Origin of the sequence: Nonomuraea rhizosphaerae, from assembly GCF_019396405.1 — a bacterium.
In the GTDB taxonomy this organism is placed as follows: domain Bacteria; phylum Actinomycetota; class Actinomycetes; order Streptosporangiales; family Streptosporangiaceae; genus Nonomuraea; species Nonomuraea rhizosphaerae.
The window spans coordinates 1-13,357 of the sequence record NZ_JAHKRL010000078.1; the positions used below are offsets into that span (position 1 = coordinate 1).

Annotated in this window: 10 protein-coding genes; 6 read left to right on the plus strand and 4 right to left on the minus strand. The window is 71.6% G+C overall.

Annotation, left to right across the window (positions count from 1 at the left end):
- Window positions 1-246 precede the first annotated feature (246 nt).
- A complete protein-coding gene (locus KME77_RS29035) occupies window positions 247-3,678 on the plus strand; it encodes an AfsR/SARP family transcriptional regulator (RefSeq protein WP_308250529.1) in 3,432 nt (1,143 codons plus the stop codon).
- A 19-nt stretch (window positions 3,679-3,697) separates the two neighbouring features.
- Here the strand turns inward: KME77_RS29035 and KME77_RS03620 are convergent, their stop codons facing one another.
- Entirely contained in the window at window positions 3,698-4,528 is an 831-nt protein-coding gene (locus tag KME77_RS03620; RefSeq protein ID WP_219461906.1) for a PhzF family phenazine biosynthesis protein, read from the minus strand.
- 69 nt (window positions 4,529-4,597) lie between these two features.
- Window positions 4,598-5,824 carry a DNA glycosylase AlkZ-like family protein gene (locus tag KME77_RS03625; RefSeq protein WP_308250530.1) on the minus strand — a complete coding sequence of 409 codons (1,227 nt, stop codon included), beginning with the start codon at window positions 5,822-5,824 and terminating at the stop codon, window positions 4,598-4,600.
- Window positions 5,825-6,174: 350 nt separating this feature from the next.
- On the opposite strand from KME77_RS03625, the gene KME77_RS03630 reads away from it, so the two are divergent.
- From KME77_RS03630 to KME77_RS03640, 3 genes are all read left to right on the plus strand, one after another.
- Window positions 6,175-7,191, plus strand: coding sequence for a DUF418 domain-containing protein (locus tag KME77_RS03630; RefSeq protein ID WP_219461908.1), 1,017 nt, complete (start codon window positions 6,175-6,177; stop codon window positions 7,189-7,191).
- Window positions 7,188-8,516 (plus strand): sensor histidine kinase, encoded by a 1,329-nt coding sequence (locus KME77_RS03635; RefSeq protein WP_219461910.1) that lies wholly within the window; start codon window positions 7,188-7,190, stop codon window positions 8,514-8,516. The genes KME77_RS03630 and KME77_RS03635 overlap by 4 nt, the downstream gene beginning before the upstream one ends.
- A 337-nt stretch (window positions 8,517-8,853) precedes the next feature.
- Window positions 8,854-9,510: a response regulator gene (locus tag KME77_RS03640; RefSeq protein ID WP_308250531.1), complete on the plus strand. Its 657-nt coding sequence runs from the start codon at window positions 8,854-8,856 to the stop codon at window positions 9,508-9,510.
- 714 nt (window positions 9,511-10,224) lie between these two features.
- On the opposite strand, the gene KME77_RS03645 is transcribed toward KME77_RS03640, so the two are convergent.
- Window positions 10,225-11,193, minus strand: coding sequence for a helix-turn-helix transcriptional regulator (locus KME77_RS03645; protein WP_219461914.1), 969 nt, complete (start codon window positions 11,191-11,193; stop codon window positions 10,225-10,227).
- A gap of 63 nt (window positions 11,194-11,256) precedes the next feature.
- Between KME77_RS03645 and KME77_RS03650 the strand changes: the two genes are divergently transcribed.
- Entirely contained in the window at window positions 11,257-12,393 is a 1,137-nt protein-coding gene (locus KME77_RS03650) for an epoxide hydrolase family protein (RefSeq protein ID WP_219461916.1), read from the plus strand.
- A gap of 207 nt (window positions 12,394-12,600) precedes the next feature.
- Here the strand turns inward: KME77_RS03650 and KME77_RS03655 are convergent, their stop codons facing one another.
- The gene (locus tag KME77_RS03655) at window positions 12,601-12,990 is read right to left on the minus strand and encodes a winged helix-turn-helix transcriptional regulator (protein ID WP_219461918.1); all 390 of its coding nucleotides are present in this window, start codon (window positions 12,988-12,990) and stop codon (window positions 12,601-12,603) included.
- 61 nt (window positions 12,991-13,051) lie between these two features.
- Here KME77_RS03655 and KME77_RS03660 point away from each other — a divergent pair.
- Window positions 13,052-13,357 (plus strand): YybH family protein (locus KME77_RS03660; protein WP_246609123.1); only part of this gene is annotated, 306 nt, incomplete at its 3' end.

Consider the following 13,357-nt stretch of genomic DNA (forward strand, 5'->3'; position numbering starts at 1 on the left):
GGGCCACCACCAGGCGGTTCGGGAGGTGGAGGGGGCCCAGGCGGGCGGGGGTCAGCAGACGGGACGTCACTGCGGTGGTCATGGTGTGCTCCGTGGCGCGTGGTCATGTGTCGTTACGGGGATCACTGTGGCGGGGGGCGCTTCGGGAACGCTTCGGAGGCGCTTTAGGGCGCTTCGGAGGCGCTGGGGATCGGCTCGGCTGGGTGTGGTTTCTGCGGTGTGTACGGTGCTTTTATGCGTTTCGGCGTGCTTGGTCCGTTGATGGTCTGGGACAGCGAGGGGCGGCCTGTCAAGGTTCCCGAGGCCAAGGTCAGGGCGCTGCTCGCCGTACTGCTGGCGCACGAAGGGCGGCTGGTCCCGGCCGATCGGCTCATCGACGACCTTTGGGGTGAACGGCTGCCGGGCAACCCCGCGAACGCCCTGCAGGCCAAGGTGTCCCAGCTTCGCGCCGTTCTCGGGCGGGACCGGGTGGTGCATCAGCCGCCCGGGTACCGGCTGCGCCTCGTCCCCGGGTCCGGCTCCGGGTCTGGCTCCGGCTCCGGCGAGGTGGATGCGGACCGCTTCCGTACGCTCGCCGGCGACGCCCGGTCCGTCACCGACGCCAGGACGCGGGCCGGGCTGCTCACCGAGGCACTGGGGCTGTGGCGCGGGCCCGCGTACGCGGACTTCGCCGACTCGTCGTTCGCGCGTACGGCGGTGCGACGCCTCACCGAGCAGCGGCTGGCCGTCCTGGAGGAGCGGGCCGAGGCGCTCCTGGAGGCGGGCGACCACGCCATGGTCGCCGGGGAGGTCGCCGGGCTGGTGGCCCGGCATCCGCTGCGGGAACGGCTACGGGCGGTCCAGATGCGCGCCCTGTACCTGGCGGGGCGGCAGAGTGAGGCGCTGGCGTCGTACGCGGAGTTGCGGGGGGTGCTGGCGGAGGAGCTGGGGCTTGATCCTGGGCCGGAGCTGGGGGCGCTTTATCAGGCGATCTTGCGGCAGGACGCGTCGCTGGTGCCGGGAACTGTCGTGCCGAGCGTCGGTGCCGTGCCGGGCCTCGCTGTCGTGCCGGGCGTCGCTGTCGTGCCGGGCGTCGCTGTCGTGCCGGGGGTCGGGACAGGTGTTGCCGGCGGGGCGGGTGTCGACGTTCTGGGCGCTGGACGGAGTGAGCGTCCCCGGTCCAATCTTCCGGCCGCCCTCACCGCGCTGATCGGTCGCGACCGCCCCCTGGACGAGGTCGGCCGGCTGCTCGGCGGTGCGCGGCTCGTCACGCTCACCGGGGCGGGCGGGGTCGGCAAGACGCGGCTCGCGGTCGAGGCCGCGACACGACTCGCCCATGCGGCTGACGGAGGCGTGGCCGATGGAGGCGCGGCTGACGGGAGCGTGGGCGACGGCGTGTGGCTGGTCGAGCTCGCCGGTCGGCGCGGCGGTGTGGCGGAGCTGGCGCAGACGATCGCCGCCGTGCTCGGCATCCGCGACGACGCCCCCTCCGGCACGCTCGGCACCGGCACCTCTGCCACCGCTCCGGCGACCGCCCCGTCCCCTGCCGTCGGCTTGCCGGCCGCCATGTCCGCGTCCCCTCAGGAGCGGCTGGTCACGGCGTTGCGGGATCGCCGGACGCTGCTCGTCCTCGACAACTGTGAGCACGTCGTCGAAGCGGCTGCCGAGCTCGTCCGGCTGCTTCTGTACGCCGCCCCCGCCCTGCGCGTCCTCGTCACCAGTCAGGAGCCGCTCGGGCTGGCGGGTGAGGCGGTGTTCGTGGTCGAGCCGCTCACCCCGCCCGACGCCGTACGCCTGTTCGCCGAACGCGCCGCCGCCTCCGCCCCCGGCTTCTCCCTGGACGGGACCCGCGCGCCGGTGGAGGAGATCTGCCGCCGCCTGGACGGCATCCCGCTCGCCCTCGAACTGGCCGCGACCCGCGTCCGCGGCCTCGGCGTGCGGGAGGTGGCGGCGCGGCTGGAGGACCGGTTCCGGCTGCTCACCTCGGGACAGCGGGGCGCGCCCGCACGCCAGCAGACCCTGCGCGCGGTGATCGACTGGAGCTGGGAGCTGCTGAGCGGGCCGGAGCGCGTCGTGCTGGGCCGCCTGGCCGTGCACGCCGACGGCTGCACGCTGGAGGCCGCTGAGGCGGTGTGCGCGGGAGACGGGGTGGCGCGTGAGGAGGTGCTCGACCTGGTGACGCAACTGGTCGACCGTTCCCTGGTCGTGATGGCCGAGGGGGCGGCGGGGCCCCGGTACCGCCTTCTGGAGTCCGTGGCGGCGTACGCGCTGGAGCGCCTGGCCGAGACGGACGACCCCGCCGCCGTACGCGACCGGCACCTGCGCCACTACCTGTCCCTCGCCGAACGCGCGGAGCCGCACCTTCGCGGCCCGGAACAGCGCACCTGGCTCGCCCGCCTCGACACCGAAGCCGCCAACCTGCGCACGGCCCTGCACGACACCACCCGCCTGCGCACGAACCTGCACGAGACCACCCACCTGCGCCCAGCTCCGCACAAGACCGCCACTGCGACGGACGCGGTGCGCCTGGCCACCGCCCTCTCCTGGTGGTGGCTGCTGCGCGGCCGGCTGGGTGAGGGCCGCCGCGCCCTGTCAGCGGTGCTCGCCGTCGCCCCCGAGGCCGCTGAACTCCGCGTCCTGCGAGGCGCCTTCGCGCTGCTCACCGGCGATCTGTCCGAGCCGGCTCCGCCGTTCGAGTCGATCGAGGATCCCGTACGGCGTGGCCGGGCGATGTGGCTGTACGCGTACGCCCTGTACAACGCGGGTGACCCCACCACCAGCGAATACTGCAACACTCGCGCCCTCGGCCTCCTGTCCGGCGACCCGTGGGGCACCGCCGCCGCCCTCGCGCTGCGCGCCACGTACGCGTTGATCCAGGGTGACCTCGCCGGGATCGAGCGGGACGGCCTGCGCAGCGCCGAGCTGTTCCGCGAGGCCGGGGACCGCTGGGGCGAGCTGCAGTCGGTGTCCCCGCTGTCCACGCTCGCCGAGATCAAGGGCGACTACGCGGAGGCCGCGCGGCTCCAGGACGAGGGGCTGCGTGTCGCCGAGGAGCTGGGGCTGGTGACGGAGGTGGCCGCGCGGCACTCCGGGCTCGGCCGGCTGGCCCTGCTCGCCCAGGACTGGGACCGGGCCCGTGAGCTGCACGAACGGGCGCGGCGACTGTCCGTCGAACAGGGCCACGTCAACGGCGAGGTGCACGCGGTGATGGGTCTCGCCCTCGGGGCCCGCCGCTCCGGCGACCTCGACGCGGCCGAGAAGTACCTGATCCTGCTCCGCGACCAGCACACGTCCTCACCGGTGGGCGCGCATCTGCTGGTCGCGGAGCTGGGGTTCGTCGCCGAGCGGCGCGGCGACCAGGCCCTCGCCACGGCGCACCACCTCCACGGCCTGGAGATCGCCGCCGCCATCGGGGAGCCGCGCGCCCTGGCCCTCTCCCTGGAGGGCTTGGCGGGTGCGGCGTCGCTCTCCGGGGACCGCGCGAAGTGCGCGGCTCTGCTGCTCGGCGCGGCGGACGCGGCCCGCCGCAGCGTGGGCGCGCCGCTGCCGCCCGCCGAGCGCGGCGACGTCGACCGGATCACGGCCGCTGCTACGGCCGCCCTGGGACAGGCGGCCTTCACCGAGGCCTTCGAGCAGGGCGGACGGCTGACTCCACAGGAAGCCGCCCAGGCGGCGGCCTTGCCCCCTGCGCGCCACTGACGGCTCGCCCTCGCGGTGGTTACAGCTCGACCTCCCCCGTGACGCACGTGACGGCGGAGCCGCCCACCCACACCGCGCCGTTGTCGTCCGTCGCGATGCTCACCCGGCCGGCCCGGCCCAGGACCGTGCCCTGACCGGCCACGTACGGGGCGGTGGCGCGCCCGGTGCGCAGCATCCACTCGGCCACCGAAGCGTTCAGGCTGCCGGTCACCGGGTCCTCGACCGTACTGCCCTGAAGCGGGAGGAAAGCCCGCAACTCGAACGCGCAGGGCGACCCCGGCGGGTACGGTCCCACCACGCCCAGGTCGAGGTCCACCGTGCCGGGACGCAGCGCCAGCACCGCGTCGGCGCTGTTCAGGAGCACCGCCACCCAGCCGGGCCCGTTGTCGACCCACTCGGCGTCGACGATCTCGTCACGGGCGATGCCCAGCATCCCGGCGATGCGCTCGACCAGCGGCTCCTCCACCGGGCCGGAACGCAGCAGCGGAGGCGCGGCGAAGGCCAGCCCCGCCTCGATCCTGCGTAGCGTCACCAGCCCGGCGGCGCACTCCTGGACGATGGTGTCCTGCTCCTTGGGGACGTTCCCGGCCTCCAGCCAGGCGTGGCAGCTGCCGATCGTCGGGTGTCCGGCGAAGGGGAGCTCGGTCGAGGGCGTGAAGATCCGTACCCGATAGTCGGCGCCCGGCTCGGTGGGCGGCAGGACAAATGTGGTTTCGGACAGGTTCGTCCAGTTGGCGAACTTCTGCATCTCCTCCGTGCTCAAGCCATCGCCGTCGAGGACCACCGCGAGCGGGTTCCCCTGGTACGGCGTGGCGGTGAAAACGTCAACTTGGCGGAAGGGGCGAGTCATGGGCCCCAGTCTCGCAAACCGATCTCCTCGTCCTGCAAACCGATCTCCTCGTCTCGCAAACCGATCTCCTCAAAGCAGGGCTCGGACGCGGGCCACCGCTCTGTCGAGCTCTTTCTCGGGCACGGGATCGAACAGGTCGAGCGTGACCTGCCCGTCCTTGGCCTCCCAGACCCCGGCGACCCGCCCCCGGTGCACGACGACCGGCGAGATCCAGCCCGCCTGACGGCTCACCTTGGGCTTGGCGGCCGCCGGCAGCAGCGGCTCCAGGTTGCGGGGAGCACCCAGGATGTACTGGTCGAAGCCGGGCAGCAGATGCACGGCCTCGGACGGCTCGGCGACGGCGAGACCGTCCAGATGCTCGGTGAGCGCGAGCAGCGTACGGCCGTCGTCGGCCTCCACCTCGGTCACCTCGGGCGCCAGCTCCTGGAACCACCCTTTGAGCACCGCCTTCTTCGCCACCCCGCCGAACAGCCACGTGTCGAACATCTCCGGCGTCGCCGGCCCGTGCGCGCCGAGGAACGCCCGTGCCACCTGTACCCCGGCCTCCTCGTACGTCGGCAGCTCACCGGGCCAGCCGGACAGCCAGCGGCGCGGCGACGTGAACGTCACCCGCCCCTCACGCGGCGGCCCGTAACAGAGCTCGCCGAGGCGGGCCAGCGGCTTGAGCAGCGCGCCCCACCCCGAGGTGAGCGCCTCGCGTAGGTGCGCGTCGCCGGTGACCTTCACGACGGCGTCCACGAGCTCCTCGCGGGTCAGTGCCTGGCCGGGGTCGAGTGCCTGCGGCACCGCCTCGATGACCGCGCCGATCTCGGCCGCGGTGACGCCGTGCCCGCGCTGCCACGAGCCCTTCTCCCACGTGCGCAACGTGCTCAGCGCCGCGCAGTAGGCGGGCAGCTCGTCGGCGGGGAGGAGGTGGAGCGTGCCTCGCATGATCCACGTTTTGACGAGCGTACGGTCCTGCCAGAGGGCGCGGTCGATCTCGTCGCGGTCGATCTCGTCGCGGTCGATCTCGTCGCGATCGATCTCGTCGCGATCGATCTCGTCGCGATCGATCTCGTCGCGATCGATCTCGTCGCGATCGATGTCATCGCGGTCGATGTCATCGCGGTCGATCTCGTCGCGACCGGGCCGGTCGGAGCGCACCGCGACGGCCAGGTGAGCCGACGAGGCCACCTGCGCCTGCACCCCGCACAACCTGCGGGCGACGGCCACCGCGTCAGGGCCGTCACCCGCGCTCACGAACTGCCTGCTCAGGCGCCAGGCGAGGATCTTGGACCAGGTCAGCTGCGTTCTCACGCGTCCACTTCTACACCCCGGCAGGGACAATCCCCGGCGGCCGGCTTGGATCGCCGATTCGCCAGGCAGCCGATCCGGAGCTGAGCATCGCCGAGCCTGGCTGAGCGGCTCTGGAGGGGATCTCGCGGGAGCAGGTGGGCGCGGGAGCAGGTGGGCGTGGGCATGGCGTGGGCATGGCGTGGGCATGGCGTGGGGCGGCGGGCGCTTGAGCAGGGAGGAGTCGGTACGCGAGGTTGTGAGACTGGGCCCTCCGGATGAGCGAGACGCTTCCTGACTGGGCCCAGCGACCGAGGCAATCATGGCCACGCGCCCGAAGCGGCCGGGACCCGCCGCACCTCAACATGTTGACCATGCCCGACTCCCCCACGACGACGCAGACCCCCGTCACGCCGAAGAACCGGATCTCCGCTCTCGACGCGCTCCGCGGTTTCGCGCTGTGCGGGATCATCTTCATCAACATCCCCCAGACCATGGGAATGTTCACGTACGCGGGCCAGTTGCCCGACCCCTTGCGCATCTTCTTCCTCGGGCGCTTCTATCCCATCTTCTACCTGCTGTTCGGCGTAGGGTTCGGCATCTTCCTGCGTTCGGCCGCCAAGCGGTCCACGCGTCCGCGGGTGTTCCTGTTGCGGCGCTTCGCCGCACTCGCCGTCCTGGGCGGCGTGCTGCACCTGTTGCAGCCGGGTGAGGTGCTGCTGCCGTTCGCCATCACCGGGCTGGTCGTGCTGCTGCCGCTCAGCTATCTGCGGGGGCGGGCGCTGTTCACCGTGGCCGTGTCACTGACGGTGGCGGGGGTGCTCGCCGGGGTCGGAGGGCTGGGGCTGTTGCCCGGGCTGTTCGCGCTCGGGTTCGCGCTGGCCGACATGCGGGTGCCTGAGAGCCTCGACGGCCGCCGGAGACATCTCCTGATCCTGGGGGCCGCGGCGCTGGTCACCGGCCTGGTGACGTACTGGCTGATCATGCTGCCCCTGCCCGATCCGGCCCAGATCCGGCTCGGCATGATGCTCTCGCTGGCGATGGCCTGCTGCTACCTGGCGCTCTTCTTGCTTCTGCTCCGTACGCGGGCGGGTCACGCGCTGTCCTGGGTCCTGGCCCCCATGGGCAGGATGGCGCTGACGAACTACTTCAGCGCGGCCGTACTGTTCGTCCCGATCGGTACGGCACTCGGCCTGCGCGGTTCCGCCGCCTGGTCCACGGCGGTCGCTCTGGGCGTCGCCATCCTCGTCGTCCAGGCCGTCGTGAGTAGTCTGTGGTTGCGGAGGTTCGGCTACGGTCCGCTCGAGTGGGCCTGGCGGTGCGTCACATACTGGCGGATGCTGCCGATCGGCGGCGCCGCGAACGCCGGAGGAGCTCGCGGAGCGACATGAGGACGTGGACCAAGGCGACGGCCCGGCTGGGGGTCCGCACGCCGGAAGGCCGCGACACGCTGGCCGCCGCCGCTCTCATCGCCCTCAGCCTGGCCCGTCTGGTGCCCGCCATCCGGAACGGCCTGCTCACCCTGTTCCCGGTCTGGGCGGTCGGGGTCGCCTATCTCCTGGCGACGGTCGATCTGGGCACGATCGCCGTTCGCCGGCGCCGACCGGTGCTCGCTCTCGCCGTCGCCACCGTCATCCCGCTTCTGGGCGCCACGCTGCCCACCCGCCCCGCCTTCCTCGGCGTGGGCGTCGTGGTGTGCGCCTACACGGTGGCCACTCTTCTCTCCCAGACCAGGGCGACCTTGGTGATCGGCGCGTGCGCCGCAGTCCACGTCCTGGGTGGCCTGGCCATCACGGCCGCGGGCGGTGAGCACGGCGGCCTGCTCACGTTCTGGGGCGTGACGCCGGGCGACACCACCGGCATGGTGGCCGCCGCCGCAGCCGCCTACTTCCTGCCCGCCACCGCCGGTTTCTACGTCCAGGCCCGCCGGGCGGCCGTGACCAGGCGGGCGGCGCAGATCGCCCGCGAGCGCGAAGAACGCGCCAAGGCGGCGGTCATGGAGGAACGCACGCGGATCGCCAGGGAGTTGCACGACATCGCCGCCCACGACCTGTCCGCGATCGTCGTCCAGGCGGGCGCCGCCGACCGGCTGCTCGACCGAGATCCCGCCGCCGCTCGGGCCACCCTGCGCGCGATCAGGGCCCAGGGCCGCGACACCCTCACGTCACTGCGCGCCCTCGTGGGCATCATGCGGGACGACGGTCCCGACGACCGCGCCCCTACGCTGGCGCGGATGGAGGACACCATCCGGCGTTCCCAGGCCACCGGCATGACCGTCGACACCGAGACCTCCGGCGAGCCCCGCCCGCTTCCCGTCACCATCGACCTGGCCGCCTCCCGCCTCCTGCAAGAAGCCCTCACCAACGCCCGCCTCCACGCCCCCGGCGCCCCCGTCACCGTGACCACCGCCTTCCACGACGGGTCCCTCCAGATGACCATCCGCAACAGAGCCCCCGCCCACCCGGCCACCTCTTCCACCTCCGGCTCCAGCGCTACTTCTGTCTCCGCCTCCAGCGCCACTCCAGCCTCCAGCTCCGGCGCCATTCCCGGTTCCGGCTCCCGCTCTGGTGGTGGGAGCGGGCATGGCTCCGGAAGCGGGTACGGGCTGCTCGGCATGCGCGAACGCGTCCACCACGCGGGCGGCACCCTCACCGTGGGTCCACAGCCCGACGGCGGCTGGCTGGTCAGCGCCACCTTCCCCACGGAGCAAACGTGACCAGAGCCCGCGCTGCATCGGCTCACGTCGCTGAATATCCGCTGGGCAGAAGAGGAGTGGCCACAGCACGCCCGGCGCTGGCCTGTACCGCCGGCCTGGCCGTCCGTGGAGGAGACGTGATCAGGGCACGCACCACGCCGACTCACCCCTCCGACCACCGACCGAGCGGAAGAGAGGTGACCGCGGCACGCTCCATGGCGGGCCTTACCGCGCAAGGGCTGCTCCCCGCGCCGGGTCGGGCCTCTACCGCGCCGGGTCGGGCCCCTGCCACGCCGGGTCGGGCCCCTGCCACGCCGGGTTGGGCCTCTGGGGCGCCTACCTGGGAGGAAAGGTGACCATACGGGTGGTGATCGCCGACGATCAGGCCGTTGTTCGGGCGGGGTTTCGCACGATTCTGGAGTCGGAGCCTGATATCAGGATCGTTGGTGAGGCCGCCGACGGTGAGGCGGCGGTCAGGGTCGCCAGGCAGGTCGTTCCCGATCTGGTGCTCATGGACGTCCGCATGCCCGTTCTCGACGGCATCGCCGCCACGGAGCAGTTGGCCGGGCCCGGTGTCGCGCAACCGATCGCGGTGCTCGTCGTGACGACCTTCGACCTCGACGAGTACGTCTTCGCCGCGCTCCGTGGCGGCGCCCATGGCTTTCTGCTGAAGGACATCGAACCCGACCAACTCGTCGAGGCCGTCCATGTGGTCGCCTCGGGGCAGGGGCTGGTCGCGCCGGGGGTCACTCGCCGTCTCATCGCCGAGTTCGCTCGTGCGTCCAAGGCCGAACGTCGTATCGAGCCGCTGCCCGATCTGACCCGGCGGGAGCATGACACGCTGGTGCTCATCGCCAGTGGGCTGTCCAATGTCGAGATCGCCCGGGCACTCGTGGTGAGTGTCTCCACGGTCAAGACCCATGTCGCCAACCTCCTGGCCAAGATCGGCTGCCGTGATCGCGTACAGGCGGTGATCTACGCGTACGAGCACGGCGTGGTGGAGCCGGGAAGGTGAACGCGTCCCGAATGGGGGTCGGAGACTCGGGGAGTCGGAGGCTCGGGGCGGAGCTGCCGGACGAGGCGATCTGGCAGCCTAGGTCTTGCCACCCCCTGCTCGCCCGCAGGACGGCGATGAGGCTGCCGCCTATTTCACCCGCCTCTGGACTGCGGGGAGGCCGCCACCTATCACCACCCTGGGATGGTGCTGTGGATGCTCCCCATCACCCTTCCTAGGTGGCGGTGAGGCTGCCGAAAACCACCGTCCGACCTCGCCGACCTGATCTCCGGATGGTGGTCAGGACGTCAACTGTCAGCGTCCGCCTCGTCGTCCCTGACGGCAGGACGGCTGCCGACTTTCGGTAGCCTCACCGGCACTGACCGGCCTTCGCATGGTGGGGCGGCTGCTGGCTTTCGGTAGTCCCGGCCGCCGCTGACCGTCCCTCGCGTGGTGGGCCGGTTGCCGATTCTCGGTGCCTTGCCGCCGTTGACCGTTCCTTGGATTGTGGGGAGGTCGTCGGCCACTACCGCAACTTACCTGCTGGTGGAGGAGTGGTGACGCGCCATCGTGGTGGTCGGGCGAGAGGGACTCGACCGCGTCACCACCCGGTGCATCGCCACACGGACCGACACAGACCGACACAGGCCAGCACGGGCTGACATAGGCCAGCACGGGCCGACAGGGCAAGCGCGGGCCAGCACGCCGCAGGCGGTCTTCCGCTGCTGCTTTCGCTCAGGGGGAGTCGCTGGGGGATGCGGTGGCGTTGGCGAGGCGGGTGGAGAGGGCGCGGATGCGGTCGATGAGCTCGGGCGGCTCGTGCACCTCGAAGTCGATGTCCAGCAGCGCGACCCAGACGGCCAGCTCACCGAGGTCGTTCGCGCCGCTGGACAACATGCAGGACCGTTCGTCGATCGGCTCGATCGTCCCTGCCGTGGTCGGCATGTGCATGGCGACGACCTCGGCCGGGGCGCGCATGGTGAAGCGGGCCTGATATCGGTAGGGCGCGCTGGAGATCGCCCGGGACATGTAGGCCGGTAGGTCGGGGTCGGGAGGGTCGCGGGGGGCGAACCGGGGTCCGTTCGGCGTCCGCAGGCTCAGGCGGTCGACCCGGTAGGTGCGCCAGTCGGCCCGATCGACGTCCCAGCCCAGCAAATACCAGTGCCATCCCGAGTGGACGAGCCGGTAGGGCTCGGCGGCGCGGGCGCTTTCCCGTCCGTCGTGCGTACGGTAGTCGAAGCGCAGCGTCTCGTGGTCGCGGCAGGCGGCGGCGATCGCGGTCAGGGACGCCGGGGCCACCTCCGAACCGGCCCGCCCCATCGGCACGGTCATCGACCGCAGCGCGTGGACCCGATGCCGCAGCCGCTGTGGCAGCACCCGCTCCAGCTTGGCCAGCGCCCGTACGGAGGTCTCCTCGATCCCCGCCACCGAGCCTCCGGCAGCCGTCCGCAGCCCCACCGCCACCGCCACCGCCTCATCGTCGTCCAGCAGGAGCGGCGGCAGGTCGGTGCCCGCGCCGAGCCGGTAGCCGGGCGCGCCGGCGGTGGCGTGCACGGGGTAGCCGAGCTCGCGCAGCCGCCCGACGTCGCGACGGACGGTCCGTGTGGTCACAGCGAGCCGTTCCGCCAGTTCCACGCCTGTCCACTCCCGGTGGGTCTGCAGGAGGGAGAGCAGTTTGAGCAACCGTGCCGAGGTTTCCACCATGCGGTCAAGATTGCCCTGTTCCTAGGAACGATCCTGTCCTAACTCGTTTCTAGCGTGTTCTCCATGACGCAGATCAAGCCCTTTCGCATCGATGTTCCGCAGGCCGCGCTCGACGATCTGCACGACCGGCTGGCACGTACCCTCTGGCCCGACGAGTTGCCTGGCGTCGGCTGGTCGTACGGCATTCCGGTCTCGTACGTGCGGCGGCTGGCCGAGTACTGGCGTACCGGTTACGACTGGCGCGAGCACGAGGCGGCGCTCAACGACCATCCCCAGTTCACCACCGAGATCGACGGCCAGAACATCCATTTCCTGCACGTACGCTCCTCCGAGCCCGGGGCGCTGCCGTTGATCATCACGCATGGGTGGCCCGGGTCGGTGGTGGAGTTCATGAAGGTCATCGGCCCGCTCACCGATCCGCGCGCCCATGGCGGCGATCCCGCCGACGCCTTCCATGTCGTCGCCCCGTCCATGCCCGGCTTCGGGTTCTCCGGGCCCACCCGTGAGACCGGGTGGGACCTGCGGCGGATCGCCCGTGCGTGGGCGGAGCTGATGAGCCGCCTCGGTTACGAGCGCTACGGCGCCCAGGGCGGCGACAGCGGCTCGGTCATCTCGCCCGACCTCGGCCGCATCGCCCCCGAACGGGTGGTGGGCGTGCACGTCAACGGCGCGCTCGGCTTCCCGGCCTTCGACCCGGCCGAGATGGCGGGTCTCACCGAGGCCGAGCAGGCCCGGCTGGAGGCCTACGCCGACCAGGATCGTTCCGGTTACGCGATCATTCAGGTCACCCGGCCGCAGACCGTCGCCTTCGGCCTGCACGACTCCCCCGCCGCCCAGTTGGCGTGGATCGCGGAGAAGTTCAAGGAGTGGACCGACCCTGCGCACGACCTGCCGGAGGACGCGGTCGACCTTGACCAGTTGCTCACCGACGTGACGATCTACTGGCTGACCCGCACCGCCGCCTCGTCCGCCCGGCTCTACAAGGAGGGGTCGGCGCAATGGGGGGTGCCGGTCGAGCGTTCGGAGGTTCCGCACGGGGTTGCGGTCTTTCCCGGTGACGGCGGGATCCGGCGGGTCGCCGAGCGCGAGCACAACGTGATCCACTGGTCGGAGTTCGACCGTGGCGGTCACTTCGCCGCTATGGAGGCTCCGGATCTGCTGGTCGGCGACATCCGGGCGTTTTTCCGCAAGGTTCGCTGATGGCTACTTCCGCAGCGGATGCTTTTTTGTTGGTTGCGGAGCCTTTCGCCCGTGGGTGGCTGGAGTCGTGCGCCTTCATGAAAGTGGCGGCAGCAGGGCGGGTGACCGGCTGACAGTGCGCGCGGAACCTCTTGGGGATCTTGTTAAGGTCGGCGAGACGTCCACGCCGAGCCGGGGCTGTGGTCGTGGTTGTGGTCGTGAGGACGATCAGCTCGGTGGCTGATGCTGGGCGCCCCAGTCCCAGAGGGCCTGGAGGACGGGGCCGAGGCGGCGGCCCGCAGGGGTGAGGCTGTAGTGGGTGCGGGGTGGCCAGCCGGGCCGGCGGCTGCGGTCGAGAACGCCGGCCTCGGTGAGGTGGGCCAGGCGGTCGGACAGGACCTTGTCGGACAGGGTGGGCAGCGCCTGGCGAAGCTCGGTGAAGGTGCGGTCGGCCTGGAGGAGTTCGCGGATCACCAGGGTCGTCCAGCGGCCGCGCAACGCCGCGAGGGTGATCTCCACCGGGCAGTGGGGGGTGGGCTCGGTGACCTGGGCGAGGGGGTCGTCGGGCAGCCCGGGCCGAAGCGGGTGGCTCGGGTGGCCAACCGTTTGGTGAGTCACGAGGGCGCCTCCTAGCGTTGCCGCGTCTCAGTGATTTCTACCTTCTGCGGGAGATGTGGTGATGGTGCTTGCCGAACGGCCCGAGGACGTGCCCATGGTGTTCGCCGAGCGGTTCAACAGCGGTGATCCGGCGGCGGTGGCGGAGGTGTACGAGAGCGGGGCGGTGTTCGTGCCTGAGCCCGGTGTTCCGCTGACGGGAGCCGAAGCGGAGGCGGCCAATGGGCGTTTCGTGGGGCTCGGGGTGCCGATCAGCGTACGGCCGCGGCATGTCTACACCATCGGCGACGTCGCGCTCCTGATCGTGGACTGGGTCATCGACGGCACGGGCCGCGACGGGCGGCCCGTGCACGTCGAGGGCACCGCCACC